Annotated in this window: 12 protein-coding genes; 9 read left to right on the top strand and 3 right to left on the bottom strand. The window is 38.6% G+C overall.

What is annotated here, in order from left to right:
- Positions 1-22: 22 nt before the first annotated feature.
- From DO88_RS11075 to djlA, 3 genes are read left to right on the top strand one after another with little or no spacing between them, the layout of a single operon-like run.
- Complete coding sequence (locus DO88_RS11075; RefSeq protein ID WP_033038965.1) at positions 23-1,024, top strand: aminoglycoside phosphotransferase family protein; 1,002 nt, start codon at positions 23-25, stop codon at positions 1,022-1,024.
- A complete protein-coding gene (gene murU / locus DO88_RS11080; protein ID WP_033028345.1) occupies positions 1,021-1,680 on the top strand; it encodes an N-acetylmuramate alpha-1-phosphate uridylyltransferase MurU in 660 nt (219 codons plus the stop codon). The genes DO88_RS11075 and murU overlap by 4 nt, the downstream gene beginning before the upstream one ends.
- A 29-nt stretch (positions 1,681-1,709) precedes the next feature.
- Positions 1,710-2,576 (top strand): co-chaperone DjlA, encoded by an 867-nt coding sequence (gene djlA / locus DO88_RS11085; RefSeq protein WP_033028344.1) that lies wholly within the window; start codon positions 1,710-1,712, stop codon positions 2,574-2,576.
- Here djlA and DO88_RS11090 read toward each other — a convergent pair.
- The gene (locus tag DO88_RS11090; protein ID WP_442960140.1) at positions 2,559-3,449 is read right to left on the bottom strand and encodes a DUF3530 family protein; all 891 of its coding nucleotides are present in this window, start codon (positions 3,447-3,449) and stop codon (positions 2,559-2,561) included. The two genes, djlA and DO88_RS11090, sit on opposite strands and share 18 nt — an antisense overlap.
- 133 nt (positions 3,450-3,582) lie before the next feature.
- On the bottom strand, positions 3,583-4,236 hold the full coding sequence (rluA, locus tag DO88_RS11095) for a bifunctional tRNA pseudouridine(32) synthase/23S rRNA pseudouridine(746) synthase RluA (protein ID WP_033038959.1): 654 nt from the start codon (positions 4,234-4,236) through the stop codon (positions 3,583-3,585).
- A 130-nt stretch (positions 4,237-4,366) separates the two neighbouring features.
- Between rluA and DO88_RS11100 the strand changes: the two genes are divergently transcribed.
- The 3 genes from DO88_RS11100 (at position 4,367) to DO88_RS11110 (ending at position 6,795) form a co-directional block, all read left to right on the top strand.
- On the top strand, positions 4,367-4,594 hold the full coding sequence (locus DO88_RS11100; protein WP_033038999.1) for a ribbon-helix-helix domain-containing protein: 228 nt from the start codon (positions 4,367-4,369) through the stop codon (positions 4,592-4,594).
- Complete coding sequence (locus DO88_RS11105; RefSeq protein ID WP_033038955.1) at positions 4,594-4,881, top strand: type II toxin-antitoxin system RelE/ParE family toxin; 288 nt, start codon at positions 4,594-4,596, stop codon at positions 4,879-4,881. The genes DO88_RS11100 and DO88_RS11105 overlap by 1 nt, the downstream gene beginning before the upstream one ends.
- Before the next feature lie 234 nt (positions 4,882-5,115).
- Positions 5,116-6,795 carry an AIPR family protein gene (locus tag DO88_RS11110; protein WP_050482438.1) on the top strand — a complete coding sequence of 560 codons (1,680 nt, stop codon included), beginning with the start codon at positions 5,116-5,118 and terminating at the stop codon, positions 6,793-6,795.
- 95 nt (positions 6,796-6,890) lie between these two features.
- On the opposite strand, the gene rapA is transcribed toward DO88_RS11110, so the two are convergent.
- Positions 6,891-9,785 carry an RNA polymerase-associated protein RapA gene (gene rapA / locus DO88_RS11115; protein ID WP_033038953.1) on the bottom strand — a complete coding sequence of 965 codons (2,895 nt, stop codon included), beginning with the start codon at positions 9,783-9,785 and terminating at the stop codon, positions 6,891-6,893.
- A 305-nt stretch (positions 9,786-10,090) separates the two neighbouring features.
- Between rapA and DO88_RS11120 the strand changes: the two genes are divergently transcribed.
- From DO88_RS11120 to DO88_RS11130, 3 genes are all read left to right on the top strand, one after another.
- Positions 10,091-11,488, top strand: coding sequence for a PhoH family protein (locus DO88_RS11120; protein ID WP_007376543.1), 1,398 nt, complete (start codon positions 10,091-10,093; stop codon positions 11,486-11,488).
- A 66-nt stretch (positions 11,489-11,554) separates the two neighbouring features.
- Positions 11,555-15,349, top strand: coding sequence for a PAS domain-containing hybrid sensor histidine kinase/response regulator (locus tag DO88_RS11125; RefSeq protein WP_033038951.1), 3,795 nt, complete (start codon positions 11,555-11,557; stop codon positions 15,347-15,349).
- A complete protein-coding gene (locus DO88_RS11130; RefSeq protein ID WP_007376541.1) occupies positions 15,333-16,232 on the top strand; it encodes a diguanylate cyclase in 900 nt (299 codons plus the stop codon). The genes DO88_RS11125 and DO88_RS11130 overlap by 17 nt, the downstream gene beginning before the upstream one ends.
- Positions 16,233-16,402 lie beyond the last annotated feature (170 nt).

Genomic DNA, 16,402 nt, shown 5'->3' with positions numbered 1-16,402 from the left:
TTAAAAATAGATATCTTATAAAATGACACGCTTTGATAATTTACAACAATTTATAAACACACACTTTAATACGCAGCCTACTTTGTTAAGTGCGATAACAGGAGATGCTAGTTTCCGTCGCTATTACCGTTTAACGTGCAGTAATGAGCATTTTATTGTGATGGATTCAGAACCCCAAAAAGTAAATAACGCGCCTTATATATCACTTAATAAGGTATTTACCGAGCAAGGCTTTTTACTTCCAAAAATAATTGCTAGCGACGAGCAGCAAGGCTTTTTTATACTAAGTGATTTAGGCAGTAAGCATTTGGCTGATATGCTAGATGATGAAAATCGTATTGAGTATTACAAAGCTTTAATAAGTTTAAGTGCTCAATGGGCAAAAACACCACCCTCAGCAGTTATGCAAGCTTACAATAAAGACTTTATAAAACTTGAGCTCGATATATTTAGTCAGTGGTTAGTAAACGACTTTATAGATGAATCCCCAACTGCAGCGTATCAAGCTATGTGGCAAACAAGCTGTGAGTTACTCACTCAGGCTATGCTTGTGCAGCCTACAGTAACCGTGCACCGTGATTATCACAGTCGAAATATTATGAATAGTAATGGCCTGTGGGCGATTATAGATTATCAAGATGCGGTACGTGGTCCGCTTTGTTACGATTTAGTATCGCTGCTTCGAGATTGCTATTTTAAACTTCCGGCAAAAGAGCTAACAAGCTTGCTTGATTTTGCTTATAGCGAGTTCACTGCTCAAAATTTAATGGTTAATACCTCATTTGATGAGTTTAAATATTGGTTTGATTTAACCGGTATTCAGCGCCACTTAAAAGCAGCTGGTATATTTTGTCGATTATATTTACGCGACGGGAAAACAGGTTATTTAGATAATATTTTACCCACACTTGATTATATTATTGAAGTGGCTGCTAATTATCCCGAGCTTAAAGCATTGAGTGATTGGACTAAACATACCATAGTGCCAAAAGTGACTGAAAAGTTAGCAAAGGAGTGCACATGAAAGCGTTGATTTTAGCCGCAGGACGCGGACAGAGGATGATGCCGCTAACACAGCATATGCCAAAACCAATGTTAAAAGTAGCAGAAAAACCACTTATTGAGCATCATATAAATAACCTCAAAGCTGCCGGAATTACCGATATTGTAATAAACCTCGCTTGGCAAGGTGATAAAATAAAAGATTACTTTAACGATGGCAGTCAATTTGGGGTAAACATACTTTACAGTCAAGAAGTTGAAGGTGGTCTTGAAACTGCTGGCGGTATTATTCAGGCGCTACCTCTGCTTGGAGAGTCTTTCATTGTAGTTAATGGCGATGTATATACCGATTATGATGTAAGTGCGCTAATGCAGCTGCATTTGCAAGCGGGTGAGGCGCATATTGTGCTAATACAAAACCCACCACATAATCCAGATGGTGATTTTGCATTAAGTCATTTATCGCCAGAGAGTCAAAAGTATACATTCTCAGGGATCAGTCGGTATCAGGCTGATTTTTTCAAAGGGTTAACGCAAGGGAGGCGTCCTTTAGGGCCTATTTTACGTGAAAAGCTAAGTAAGCATGTAATCTCTACTGAGCTTTATATTGGTCAGTGGGATGATATAGGTACACCCGAACGTTTAAATGACTTAAACAAACGCCTTGCGGCGCATTAACTAAATTTTTTAAAAAGGCAGCATTATAAATGTGGGGAAAAATACTCGGTTTTTGTTTTGGCTTTATGTTTGGCAAAATTTTTGGTGCCATTTTAGGTTTATACCTTGGCCATTTATTTGATAAAAGCTTAAAAAGTAACTTTGATAAAGCGGGTGGCTTTTCAAGCTTGTTTAACGATGCAGATGTAAACGAGCGCCAAGCTTTGTTCTTTTCGAGCTGTTTTGCCGTAATGGGGCATATTGCTAAATCGAATGGCAGAGTTAGCGAAGTGCATATAAAAGCCGCCAACTTGTTTATGGATGAAATGGGTTTAAAAGGCGAAGAGCGCCGCGAAGCACAGCAGGCTTTTCAGTCGGGTAAAGAGGGCGACTTCTCACTTAAAGAAACCGTGCACGACTTTAAAGAACGCTTTGCTAAGCGAAACGACTTGATGCAATTGTTTTTAGAGATACAAATTCAAATGGCATTCTCTGATGGGGTGTTAGCCGAACAAGAAAAACAATTGTTAGCAGAGGTAAGTAAGCAGTTAGGCATTTCGAAAACGCATTTTGCATTCGTATTAAAACGCTATCAAGCAGAATTTAACTTTAGAAAGCAACAACAGCGCTTTAATCAACAGCAACAAAGCCAAGGGCAAAGTAGCAGCTACCGTGAAGGCTCGGGTCATCATGTCCCACCCAATAATAATATGAATCGTACACAGGCATTGGCGTTATTAGGGCTTAATGATGGTGTGACTGAGCGTGAGATAAAAGTAGCGTACCGTAAACTTATGTCCCAACATCACCCAGATAAATTGGTATCGCAAGGTTTACCAAAACACATGATGGAGCTTGCAGTTAAAAAGAGCCAAGATATTCAAGCAGCTTATGAATATTTAAAAAAGGCGGCGTAAAAAGCCGTCTATTTCTTTTGTTAGACGTGCGTGTTGATCCGGTTGATCGCGCAGGCCAAATAGCTGGCGTTGGCGATAATCAAATTTAGCATTTCGGTTAACCCAGCGTTGGCGATTTTTAAGGCTCATTAAAATATCATTGCTGTCATTAGCATAGTAAATATCGAGTAAAGCTGGCGTAACAAGTGACGTTGTTTGGCTCAAATCTTTATTACGTTTAGTATTAGGTAAGTAACTGCTTAAACTTATAAATGCATCTACTCTCTGTTCTGGAAAGTCGGCATAGTGCTCAAGTAATACGCCAGCACTGGTACCTTGTGCAATAACCACTACGTTACCTGGCTCTTGCATTGCAGTTTGGTATAGCGCATTAAAGCGAGCAATCAGATTTATTTTATAATTGTCGAGTACCTCATTAGTCACTTTTTCTAAAGCATTAACATAATGAGGTTCTGCATTTTTCTTCATATCTGCAGTCGCAGGCTCTGTGCTTGTAGCTGCATCAGGTGTCGTTGTTTCTGCAGGCATTTCTGTTGATGAGTCTGGTATTTTGCTGGCTTGCCAGTCTATGTCGGGTACCGTCATTGCGTAAGTGGTATAGCCTAAGTTATTAAGTTCTTTTCGTAAAAAGCTCATGCCAGCATTGTTTGTTGGCACTGATTGCCAGTCGGGTATAAGTAATACAACACCTCTAAAGTCGGCGCTCATATATTCGCTGTATAAACTCAAAAACTCGGTTTCACCTGCAAGTATTGATTTTATTTCGTCATTTGGAAGCAAGCGTTCAATATCGTTGTTTTCAATACTTGATAATGTAGGAGGGGCAATATGCTCTGCAGCTGTTACCTGTATGCTTAAAAATAGCGTACACATTAGTAATACGTTAAGTATACTTTTTAAAAACTGCGCAGATACCATAAGAAGCTCAAATAATGAATACTAATTAGGTATCGGCGTACTACGGTAAAAGTTTAGCACTATGGCTTAATAATCATTAATGCAATGATTAAAACTCAGGTTCGGCTTCAAATGTAAGTACTTGCTCAGTTGTAGGGTGCTTCAACTTCAGCATTTGTGCGTGTAATTGTAAGCGAGGAGCTGCGGCAAGTGCGTCTTTATGGGCATAGAGCCTATCACCTAAAATAGGATGTCCTAAACTTAGCATATGTACACGTAACTGATGTGAGCGCCCAGTTATTGGCGTTAGCTCTACACGGGTAGCATCGGCTTCGCGCTCAAGTATTTTAAAGTGCGTAAGCGATGGCTTACCATTTTCGTGATCAACCATTTGTTTTGGGCGATTAGGCCAATCACAAATAAGCGGCAGATCCACGGTTCCCGTATCGACCTCAAGCTGCCCAAATACACGTGCAATATAACGCTTAGCTGTTTCGCGTTCTTGAAACTGCATACTTAAATGCCTGTGCGCTGCTTTATTCATAGCAAGGCAAAGTATGCCTGATGTTGCCATATCTAAACGATGAACTATTTTAGCTGTTGGAAAAACACGATTAACACGGTTAATTAAGCTGTCGGCGTGTTTAGGATCTTTACCAGGGACTGTTAATAACTCGCTTGGCTTATTAACGATGAGCAAATCGTCGTCTTGGAAAAGTATTGTTAAATACGGGCTCATTGGGGGATTATAGTTAACTAACACAGCCTGCCTTAATGATTTTTAAGGGCGCTATTTTAGTGGAGCGAGGCTGAAGGCTCAAGGGAAAAATTTATTGCGTGTTTTTTGTTCTGGTGTAAAATTACACCAACTATTGCAAGCAAGGTTTAATGTTATGGCTAGACAAAGTATTTCGCTTACTGAGCAAAATGATTTATGGCTGCGTAATCACGTTGAAAACGTGGGTGATTACGCAAATAAAAGTGAACTGGTAAACGACCTGATCAGGCGTGCTCGAAGAGCTGAGGTAATAAATAGTAAGCTTGCAAAGTCTGAGCAAAGTGGCTTTAGCACTCAATCTGCAGATGAAATGCTAGCAGAATTCAAATCAAGCACGAAGTAATGCGTACATACAAGCTTTCAAACGATGCTAAAGAAGATTTACGTCGCATTTACCAGTACGGCTGTGATGAATATTCACAACAGCAAGCAGATAATTATTTTTATGCTTTTTTTACTATGTTTGAAAAACTAGCAGCAAACCCTTATTTCTACCAATCAGTTGAGCATATACGTAAGGGTTATCGGCGAGCAGTCTGTGGTTCAGACAGTATTTATTACAGGGTTACCGAAGAAAATGTAGAAATTATGGCTATTTTTGGTGGACAAGATACACAAGAGTGGCTTTAATCCTCTCAATTCAAAATTATCCTGAAATGTAATATTTTAAATTTCAGTATGAAAAGGGAAGGCTAAGTTAGCTAATCCCCTCGCAAATAATAGTACTCTACAGATAAAAATGAAAGCAAGCTAAGCTCTAATATTTAGAAATACTTTCAAATTAATATACTTGTTTGTCACTATGCTCTAGGGTCTATAGGAACTTAAATTCAATCTCTTAATGGAATTACAACAAGGAAAAAAATGAGTACATTGACTATTAATAGAATTAGAAATTTTTTAGATAAAGAGTTTAAAGGTAAAATAGATTTATCTAATTTACATAAAAAGTGCTCGGAAGATGATCGAATTAGTCAATTCAGGACGCGAGCCCTAGCAGCTTACTCCCTCTCTGTAGAAGCTTTTGCCGAAATAGACCAGGCTGCTAATTCAATAACTGATGGTTTTGGCGATAACGGTATTGACGCTATTTATTATGATGACACAAGGTATAATTTATGGATTGTTCAATCTAAATTTATCCAAAAATTAAATGGTGGAATAGACACTGGTGAGATAGATAAATTCGTAAGAGGCATAAAAAATCTCATTAATGCCGATTTTTCTAAATTTAACGAGCGTATACAAGAAAAGCAGGATGAAATACTAAATGCTTTGGATGAACCGTCAGTTAAAATTCAAATATTGTTTGCATATACAGGTAAAGGGTTGTCAAAAGAGAATTTAGAACCTATAAACCAACTACTCAGTGAGCAAAATGATACTGAGGAATTGGTCTTTTTTAATGACTTTAACATTGATAAAGCATATAAAGGTCTAATATCAGGCATTGACTCAGCCCCAATTAATGAAGATTTTTTACTATCAAACTGGGGTTATATAGAGGAACCTCTACAGTCATATTATGGACAAATAGCTGGCTCTGATTTGGCTGCATTGTGGGATAAGTATAGTGCCAGGTTATTTACCAAAAATATTAGAAGTTTTCTAGGTAACTCAACTGTAAACGATGATATTCAATATACAATAATGCATGAGCCTGAGAATTTTATATATTTTAATAATGGGATTACGGTTCTTTGTGAATCAATTAAAAAAAAGCCCCAAGGTGGTTCAGCTAAGAATATAGGCTCTTTTTCTTGTAAGGGAATATCGGTTGTAAATGGAGCTCAAACATTCGGTACAATAGGGGCATTATCTCAAAATGATAATGTTAACTTATCTAAAGTTAATGTTTTTGTTAAATTTATATCTTTAGAGGGGAGTTCCGAAGAGTTTGGCGAAAGAATTACTATAGCGACAAATACTCAAAACAAAGTAGACAAAAAGGATTTTGTCTCTTTGGACAAAGAGCAAGAAAGAATTAAGATAGAATTACGCTTAGAAAATGTTGATTATCATTATAAAAGATCTCGAGATAAGGTAATTCCAAATGATCAAAACTATACGTTTGAAGAAGTTACGTTTAGCTTGGCATGCTTTTGGTCTGAGGTAGATTATTCAACATTAGTGAAGAAACAATCAGGTAAGTTATGGGAAGATCCACAACAGGCACCATACATCAATTTATTCAATGAAAAATTGTCAGCTACCAAAATCATGAAAGCAGTTAAGATCTACCGATACGTTTCAAAAATTATGGATGCTCGATCAAAAAATACTTTTGGGAGAGCCAGAAGTATAAACAATTATGGGAATGCTTTCGTCACTCATATTGTTATTCAAAAATCAGGGCCTAAATATTGGTCAGAAACGTATCATAAATTCGATGACTTTTTGAATAACCAACTCCCCGATTCTGTCAACGATACGATAGATGAATTACATTCATTAGTTGAATCAGAATACCCTGACTCAATGATCGTATATGTATTAAGAAATTTTACCAAATGCAGACATTTGAAAGCTAAAATGATGCAATGATAGGCTCAGCCGTAAATTTTTTATAATAAAAAAAGTGCGATATAAATACCGCACTTTTATTTAACTTACGCTTATTAGCAGTCTTTTCTGAAACCTTAGTGCGAAACAACAATTAAGCGAATGGCATCAAGTTGTAACTGCGTTTTTTCAATATACGTAGTTAGGTCGTTGCGTTGCTTATCGTAAAACGTTATTTCTTCTTGGCGTATATTTGGGTTAATTTGCTTAAGTGCAACAAGTCGCTCTTGCTCTTCACTGAGTGATGTTTGCATTTTAACAAGCGACGCTGCGCGAATAACTTCAAGTTTTTCTTGTGCCATATCTTTAGCGGTTGTGATCATAGGGTGAACAGCGCTTTGTAGTGCACCGGCAAGCTTACTTGCTGTTTGGCGGCCAACGGCTGATAGCTGCTGATTAAAGCCTTCAAATGCCACATTCTCACCTAAGTTATTACCTGCTTTATCGAGCAATATACGAATTGGTGTAGGTGGTAAAAAGCGACCAACTTGTAATACTTTTGGTGCCATTGCTTCTGCAACAAAAATAAGCTCAACAAAAAAGGTGCCAGGCGGTAATTTTTTGTTTTTAAGCAGTGCAACTGATGCGCTACCAAAGTCATCGTCACAAATCATATCCATAGTGCCTTGCACCATAGGGTGATCCCAGCTGATAAAGTGTACGTCTTCTTGCGAAAGTGCCGTGTCGCGATCAAACGTAACCGTCATGCCATCGTCTTTAAGCGATGGGAATGAGGCACTTAACATATGTTCCGTTGGCTTTAAGATAATGGTGTTTTCGCCTTTATCTTCTTGGCTAACACCAAATGTGTCGAACACGTTGATCATGTAGCTTGGCAACTCAAACTGGTTATCGAGTTTTTCAATATCAGCTACAAGCGAATCTGCAGCACCTTGACCCGATGAATGTAGTTCTAGTAAACGATCTCGTCCACTTTCCATTTTTTTACGCAGTACTGCATTTTGCTGTGCTACTTGCTCAAGTAATGGGTCGAGTTCGTCTTCATCGCAGTTATGCGCAGAAATATATTCAAGTAGGTCGTCACGGAACTCTTTATAAAGCATTTGCCCCGTTGTTGATGTAGATTCGAATGCATCTAGGCCTTCGTTATACCAACGTAGCAGTACTTCTTGAGCGGTGTTTTCAAAATATGGCACATGAATGTTCACATCTTGCGTTTGACCTATACGGTCTAATCGACCGATACGTTGCTCGAGTAAATCTGGGTTCAGTGGTAAATCAAACAACACTAAGTGATGCGAAAACTGGAAGTTACGCCCTTCTGAGCCAATTTCTGAACACAGTAATATTTGTGCATTATCGTACTCGTCTGCAAAAAATGCAGCAGCGCGGTCACGCTCAATAATCGACATACCTTCGTGGAATACCGACGCTTTAATTGCTTCGCGTTCACGCAGTATTTGCTCAAGGCTGATAGCTGTTTCAGCTTTAGCACATATAAGCAGTACTTTTTCGCGCTTAAGTGTTTTAAGGGTGTCGATTAACCAATCTACACGTGGATCGAATAAACCCCAGCTTGCGCTTTCGCCTTCAAACTCTTGGAATATTTTTTCAGGAAACAGAGCACGGTGTGCACTTAGTTCAGGGTTTTGAATGCCGCCCATGTTACCAAGAACCGACATAGCCGTTTTATACTGTTTTGGCAGTGCCATTGGGTAGGCGTGTAATTTACGGCTTGGGTAGCCGTCAATGCCGCTGCGGCTATTTCTGAATAATATACGACCTGTGCCATGGCGATCGAGCAGCATATTAAGTATTTCTTTACGCGCTGGTAAATCACCTTGCTGTGCTTTTGCAAGAATATCAGTAATGTCGGTTTCTTTTAATAGCTCAATTAGCGTGGCTTTGGCTGCGTCGTCCAGAGCTTGCTCTTGCAGTAATTGATTTGCAGCTTGCGCTACGTCTTTATAATTTGCTTCTTCTTCTTTAAACACGTCGTAGTCGTAAAAACGATCCGGATCGAGTAATTGTAAACGCGCAAAGTGACTGCTGTGACCAAGTTGATCAGGCGTTGCTGTAAGCAAAATAAGGCCCGGAATATCTTGGCTAAGCTCTGCCATACGTTGGTACTCTGAGCTTGGCTTGCCGTTATTGATGCTTAGATGATGGGCTTCATCTATTACTAAAAGATCCCAATCAGCAAGTGTTGCTTGTTCAAACCAACGTTTTTTCTTGGTTAAAAACTCAAGGCTGGTAAGTACTAGTTGCTCTGTATCAAACACGTTTGGAGAATCTGCAAACGCTTCGTCGCAGCGCTCTTCATCAAAAATAGAAAAACGTAAGTTAAAGCGGCGTAGCATTTCTACTAACCATTGGTGCTGTAAGTTTTCAGGAACCACAATAAGTACGCGACTCGCACGGCCACTAATAATTTGTTGATGTAGTATCATGCCCGCTTCAATTGTTTTACCAAGGCCTACTTCATCTGATAAAAGTACGCGTGGTGCAAAACGTTTACCCACTTCTTGGGCAATATAAAGCTGGTGCGGAATAAGATTAGCACGCTGACCAATTAAGCCTTTAATAGGCGATTGTTCACGTTCAAATTTATGTAACCACGTTTGGTAGCGAAGTGTGTAGCGATCAAAACGATCTACTTGGCCTGCAAATAAACGATCTTGTGGTTTATTAAACTTAATAAAATGATCTAAAAAGGTTTCTTTTAACTTGGCTGTTTCGCCGTTATCAACACGGGTGCCGTGATAACAAAGTAACTCGCCTTGTACTTCAATAGACTCTACTTCTAATTCCCATTCTTCAACGCTTTTGATCACATCGCCAGGATTAAATGCCACACGGGTAACAGGTGCTTCTGCACTAGAATAAACACGGCTCTCACCACTGGCAGGAAATAATATGCTGACCTGACGGCCTTCAATGGCAACAACGGTGCCTAATCCTAAATCTGACTCTGTATCACTGATCCAACGCTGACCTAAGGAAAAATTCATGTATGTCTCGTCTATGATGAAAAAGGCGGCTATGTTACCTGTAAGCTAACACCACTGCAAGGCGCTATTTGGCTCACTTTTAATTAATTTTGTAAGTGTTAATTATTACTATTAAAACAGCTTGTTTATGACTCTTTTTTAGGTAAATCAAAACTAATTACAGTTTGTAATAAAACGGACTTTTATGACAAATAGACTAAACTTACATTATGCCTTAGCAATTAAGTATTGCAGGTTTAAGTTTTGCCCGTTTTACTTAGTTATTTTGGTATAGCATAAAAATCATAAAACGTAAGGAAAGTGCTATGGAAAAAGCTTCGAACCTTGAAAGTAAAATGTATGTGCTAGATACCAACGTACTACTTCACGAACCACTCGCTTATTTGTCTTTTCAAGAGCATGACGTTGTTATCCCAATGACGGTGCTTGAAGAGCTTGACCACATAAAAGACAGAAAACACGACGTAAGTCGTGATGCGCGCGTCGCTATTCGTGGATTAGATGAAGTTCTTAAAAATGCAACGCCCGAACAAATGCTACAAGGCGTGGCGCTGCCAAGTAACAAAAAGGCAAAAGCGAGCTCTGCAGGTACCCTCATTATTGTAAACGACCATTTATTTGCCGACTCCATTTCTGGTTTACCAGGTAACGAAAACGACCATCGTATTATTAATTGCGCCGTGTACTTACAAAAGCAGCACAGTGATTCAAAGGTTATATTGGTTACAAAAGACATAAACATGCGCCTAAAAGCCAAAGGCGCCGGGCTTAAATATGTTGAGGATTACCGCACCGACCAACTTATTGACGATATAAGCCTGCTTACTAGTGGTTATAAAAAAATTGAAGGGGATTTTTGGGAGCATGTAGGGGAGTGTAATACGCAGCAACACGGACGTGATACGTTTCATCATGTGCCTAAAAACTTAATACCTGATGTATTTTGTAATGAATATTTACTTGATGGAGGGGATCAGTTTGCGGCGCGTGTTAAATGCTACGATGACGAGCACATAACGCTAAAAGATATTGGCGTTGAGCGTTTAATGCATCAACAAGCATGGGGCGTTAAACCTAAAAACATTTATCAAGGTATGGCGCTTGATGCACTACTCGATACAAGTATTGAACTTGTTATTTTAACCGGCCCTGCGGGGTGTGGTAAAACCTTGTTAGCGCTTGCCAGCGCCCTTGAAATGGTCATCGAAAAAGGTATTTACGATAAAGTAATAGTCACCCGTAATACCCCTGAAATAGCAGAGTCCATTGGTTTTTTACCCGGCACAGAAGAGGAGAAAATGGCGCCATGGCTTGCAGCCATTACCGATACGCTGGAGGTATTGCACAAAGGCGACGAAAATCCGATATCAAGCCGAAACTACATTATGGAAAAAGCCAATGTGCAGTTTAAATCGGTTAACTTTATGCGTGGGCGTAGCATTCAAAATGCGGTGGTAATTTTAGATGAGAGCCAAAATTTAACGGCATCTCAACTTAAAACGATTATTACTCGCTGCGGCGAAGGTACTAAATTAATTTGTACGGGTAACTTGGCGCAAATAGACAGTAACTACCTAACACCGGTGACTTCGGGCTTAACGTACATAGTAGAGCGTTTTAAAAACTTTGAGGGCAGTGCAACGATAAACCTTAACGGGGTTGTACGTAGTCGCTTAGCGTCATTTGCAGAAGAAAATTTATAACTTGCGCTTAACAAATTGGCTCGATAGTCTATCGAGTGATTTTCGAGCCATAACGCAGGCAGTACGTTGAATTTTTTACCTCTTAAACATTATTATCGTTCTTTATTTGTTGCGCTTTTGGTTCCATTAGTTGTAGCTCTTTTATTATGCTTACATTTATATAATATTAAGCTTGAACGCATTGTTGAAAAGCGCGAAGCCGATTTTATCAATGTATCTGCACAAGTAAGTCATGGCATGCAAGCGGCAAGTGACTTACTTACTACGATGTTTACATTGTACGAACTGCCTCCTTATAATCAATTAAATAGCACTCTTCTTGAAGGTATTAGCCAGTATGATGGTTACTACTATCGTCATTTTATAAACCAAGGCACTGAAATTGTTGGTAAAGGAGATTTTTCACTTTCTACTCGTGAGCTTTTACAGTGGCAGCAATTAGTCGCGTTAGGCCCTTCTTTTAATACGACGCTTTCGCTGATGCAGTCACTTTCAGCAGTCGCTTATGTGGATGAGCGTGGTATTGCATATGTGGCAAGGCGTAATAAAAGTAAAAGCTTTTTATTAACCGAAATTTTAGACGGGCAATTTAAACCCGAGTTTTCTCCAAATAATCTTTCATCAAGCCCAATAATTAATATAGATGGTAAAGCTTATTTTGCTATAGGCCGTCAGCGAGAACTTGGTTCAAGCGATTACATTATTTTAATTTACGATGTGCAGGCAATGTCTACTTGGCTAAAAAAAGTATCACCTAATCACGGTGAATATGTATTTATGAATCAGTTCCATCACATTATTGCCAGCTCAAAAAATCTAATTGACGAAGCCATCGATCTAAAAACCTATTGGCCAAACATCGCAGGTCCGGATAATAAACTGACGATATTAACCAGTAATACTAATTATTTTATGCAACCAATGGGCAATTTGCCTATTCATGCTGCATTTCACGAACCTAAATCAAATTTAGTAAACTCTATTCGTTACGAAGTATTATTAGAATTTATATTTTTAACACTATTTTTAAGCATTATGTTTGGTGTGTTTTTTTGGTTAAGCCAGCGTATTTTTATAAAACCGATGACGCATTTAATGCACTATTTAGAGCAAAATGATACACAACAAAATAAACAATTAGATTATCAAATTCCTCTTAATTGGCAGCCTTGGTTTTCGAAAGTAAAACGCGTATTTGCTAAAAATAAGCAGCTGGTGGAATCACTGCAAAATGCTAATAAAGATCTTGATGAGCAAGTGCAGCTGCAATCCGAAAAGCTAAAGCGTAGCTATGAAGCAAAAGAACGCCACCTAGCATTACTCAACACGATGCTTAACAGTGTGCCCGATTTAATTTATTTTAAAAATATTGATGGTTTGTTTTTAGGGTGTAATAAGGCATTTGAAGCGTATATAGGTAAAGAGCAAACAGCGTTAGTGGGTAAACGCATGGAGGAAATTAGCAATGATGATGAACAAATTAGCGTTTTAGAAAAGCAAGTTTTACAAAACCGTCACGATGTACAACAACGAATAGACACAGAGAATAAGTCCTATCAATTAACCATAGCTCCTTTTTATAATGAGCATCAACATTTGTTGGGTACAATGGGAATAGGACGAGATATAACTGAGCAGCAACAAACGTTGTACGCTTTAAAAGCTTCAGAATCTAAATTTAGAAGTGCGATTGAATTTGCTGCTAATAGCGTTGTGCTGCTGTCGCTTGAGCACACGATTGTACAAGTTAATAAAGCGACCAGAAAATTATTTATAGAACATCCTGTTTTAGTAGGAGAGCAGCTTAAAATGCTCTTTGACGACAGCCAATGGCAAGAAATAAAAATCACTTTAGCAAAGTTACTCGACGACAAGAAAAAGGTATACCATTTAACCTTAGCGCAAGGGAAATTAGCCAATTGGTTACAATTGAGTGTATCACTTGTGTGGGATGAAAAACGTGATCCTTCTTATTATGTTATTCATTTACAGGATGTAAGCGCATTAACTAAAGCTAAGCATGATGCTGAACGAGCAACCCTTGCTAAAAGCCGTTTTATTGCTAATTTAAGCCATGAAATACGCACTCCACTTAACGCGGTATTGGGCCTGCTTGATATGTTAATAGAGCAGGGGCTTACCCAAAAGCAACTACAACAAACAGGCCAGGCTAAACACGCTGCGCAAAGTTTATTATTGATGCTTAACCGAATGCTGGATTTTGCACGCGTAGAAAGTGCGCAAGCTGAACTTAAGTTAGCGCCATTTAATATTGTAGAGCTAATTGATATTTGCGATAGCTTAACGGCGCCGCTGTGTGAAAATAAAAATGTTGAGTTTATTATTGATGTAGACCCTTTAATTGCTCCTGTTTTTATATGCGATAGTATCCGCTTACAGCAAATTTTAGGTAATCTACTAACGAATGCGGTTAAGTTTACAAGCTCAGGCTCTATTGTACTAAAAATGGATTTAGTACAAAGCGTAAGTATTGAACAACAGCTTATCTGTTTTCGTGTGATAGATACTGGCTGCGGGATTGATAAAGCTGATCAAAGGCGTTTATTTGACGCTTTTACGCAAGGCGATGAATCATCAACAAGAATCCACCAAGGCGTTGGATTAGGACTCGCTATTGTTAAGCATGCGGTGTCACTAATGGGTGGTGAAATTGCATTAAATAGTGAGAAGGGTCATGGTTGTGAGTTTTATTTTAGTATTTTGTTACAGGTGGATACAACAAAAAGTAGCGTATTACCAGCAAATGCATTAGCCGTTATATCTGAGCAAAGCTATGAGCTACAACGTGTTGTGGGCGCTTTACCGGAGTTAATAAGTATTGATCTAAAGGAAGCGTTAGAATATCCCATAAAGTTAACCGAAACTGAAAACTTAATTATAGATGCTGATGATTTACCTAAATTACTAAGTGTGCAAGCAATCAACGATTCATTATCTTCAAAAGCAATTTCAGTGGTTATCATCAACCATCAACACACATTAAATTTGTCAACAAGTCAGCTGCTATCAGTTCAACATGTTAAAGCATCAGCACTTGCTCAACGCTTGCTTAATTTGGATGTTGCCTCGCAGCCTAATATAAACAGTGAAATAGTAGTAACGAATGAACAGGTGTATAAAAGGGGTATAGCGGGATTATTAGTGTTAGCAATTGATGACAACCAATTAAACTTAGACATTATTAGCAGTGTGTTGCATCAAGCTAAAGCTAATGTTGTTACAGCTATGAGTGCCGTTGAGGGAATAGAACTATTACGCGTTTTAAAGCCTGATTTAATTTTAATGGATGTACAAATGCCGCATATTGACGGCTGTCAAGCAACAGCTTTAATTCGCCAACAGTTTGACACTAAGCAATTACCTATTTTTGCATTAACCGCTCATTGCGAACCAGCTGATGTTGAGCGCTCATTAAAATGCGGTATGAATAAACACTTAACAAAGCCTGTAGTGGCTGACGTACTCATTGATGCAATTGCAGACTTAGGGCTCTCCAAACCTAGCTTTTTTGAAGAATCATTTGCATTAACGCAGTTCAGTTTTGATGAGGCATTACTCAAAACCATGATTGATAAGTTTGCTAATTTGTGCCAAACCCAGCTCACCCAAATAGAAGGAAGTACCAATAGAAATGATTTGGTACGCTTAGTGCATAGTATAAAAGGTGTGGCAGGCAATTTAGGCTTCAAGCGGTTATCACTTTGTGCCCAACAATGTGAACATCAGTTTAAGACAACCAATGAGTCTGTTGAAATTTCGTTAAAAGAGCTTATTATGCAGCTAGAGCAGGTAATTGTTTTTATAAAAGGCTTGGGAGCAATGGATGTCGAAAAAAGCTAAGGTATTAATTGTTGACGACGATCCTCTTAACCGTTTAGTGCTCGAAAAAACACTCAAAGGTGAGCATGATGTGTTTTTAGTTGAAAGCGGTGAAAAAGCACTGACTTTTGTGAAAACAACACAGGTTGATTTGATCATTCTCGACGTTGTAATGCCGGGTATTGATGGCTACGAAGTACTTGTGCAATTAAAAGAAAACCCAATCACACAGTCTATCCCCATTATTTTCATATCAGCTAATCAAAGCCATGAAGATGAATCTAAAGGTTTAGAGCTGGGGGCTATGGATTATATAATTAAGCCATTTAGTGCTTCAATTGTCAGGGTGAGAGTACGTAATCAGTTACTCATTAAACAAAAAAATGACTTGCTTGAGATGTTAGCTTCAATTGATGGCCTAACAGAAATACCTAATAGACGTTATCTTGATGAAAATTTATCTCGTGAATGGCGCAGAAGTAAACGAGGTAGCACACCCCTGTCGGTATTACTGATGGATATAGATCACTTTAAACGTTATAACGATTGTTATGGGCATCGTGCCGGTGATGAGTGCTTAAAAAAAGTGGCGCAAGTACTTGTTGCTCAGTGTAAACGCGGTGGTGATTTTGTAGCTCGTTATGGCGGAGAAGAATTTGCTGCCGTGTTACCTGGTGTTAATAAACACGAGGCTATTCAATTTGCTAACACATTACGAAATGCTGTAAACGCACTGAAGATAGAACATAAAGCGTCACTTAATGCTGAACATATAACTATTAGTATCGGAGTAGCAACGACTGAAAGTGGTAAAGTGTATGCTGAGCAAACACTTTTAGAAGAGGCTGACTTAGGTTTGTATGCAGCGAAAGATGCTGGGCGTAATCAAATTATTGCACGCTAATTGAGCTTTGTTCTCCTAAGTGACCTGTATTGTGTATAATAAACTGCTTTTACTTCTTATCTTATAACAACTAACACCAGCGTGTTGAGTGGATTTACAATAAGAAAAAGTTGGTTTGTATATGCGATACCAACTTGCATAAATCGTTGATCAATTTAACGAATTAAATT

Origin of the sequence: Pseudoalteromonas sp. S3431 (assembly GCF_000690035.1) — a bacterium.
Lineage (GTDB): Bacteria > Pseudomonadota > Gammaproteobacteria > Enterobacterales > Alteromonadaceae > Pseudoalteromonas > Pseudoalteromonas fuliginea.
This window is presented reverse-complemented; position numbering and strand designations above follow the sequence as displayed.

What these genes read in the sequence shown, in the direction of transcription:
- DO88_RS11075 (WP_033038965.1), top strand. Translation starts at nt 23, where the DNA reads ATGACACGCTTTGATAATTTACAACAATTTATAAACACACACTTTAAT.
- murU (WP_033028345.1), top strand. Translation starts at nt 1,021, where the DNA reads ATGAAAGCGTTGATTTTAGCCGCAGGACGCGGACAGAGGATGATGCCG.
- djlA (WP_033028344.1), top strand. Translation starts at nt 1,710, where the DNA reads ATGTGGGGAAAAATACTCGGTTTTTGTTTTGGCTTTATGTTTGGCAAA.
- DO88_RS11090 (WP_442960140.1), bottom strand. Translation starts at nt 3,449, where the DNA reads ATGTGTACGCTATTTTTAAGCATACAGGTAACAGCTGCAGAGCATATT.
- DO88_RS11100 (WP_033038999.1), top strand. Translation starts at nt 4,367, where the DNA reads ATGGCTAGACAAAGTATTTCGCTTACTGAGCAAAATGATTTATGGCTG.
- DO88_RS11105 (WP_033038955.1), top strand. Translation starts at nt 4,594, where the DNA reads ATGCGTACATACAAGCTTTCAAACGATGCTAAAGAAGATTTACGTCGC.
- DO88_RS11110 (WP_050482438.1), top strand. Translation starts at nt 5,116, where the DNA reads ATGAGTACATTGACTATTAATAGAATTAGAAATTTTTTAGATAAAGAG.
- rapA (WP_033038953.1), bottom strand. Translation starts at nt 9,785, where the DNA reads ATGAATTTTTCCTTAGGTCAGCGTTGGATCAGTGATACAGAGTCAGAT.
- DO88_RS11120 (WP_007376543.1), top strand. Translation starts at nt 10,091, where the DNA reads ATGGAAAAAGCTTCGAACCTTGAAAGTAAAATGTATGTGCTAGATACC.
- DO88_RS11130 (WP_007376541.1), top strand. Translation starts at nt 15,333, where the DNA reads ATGTCGAAAAAAGCTAAGGTATTAATTGTTGACGACGATCCTCTTAAC.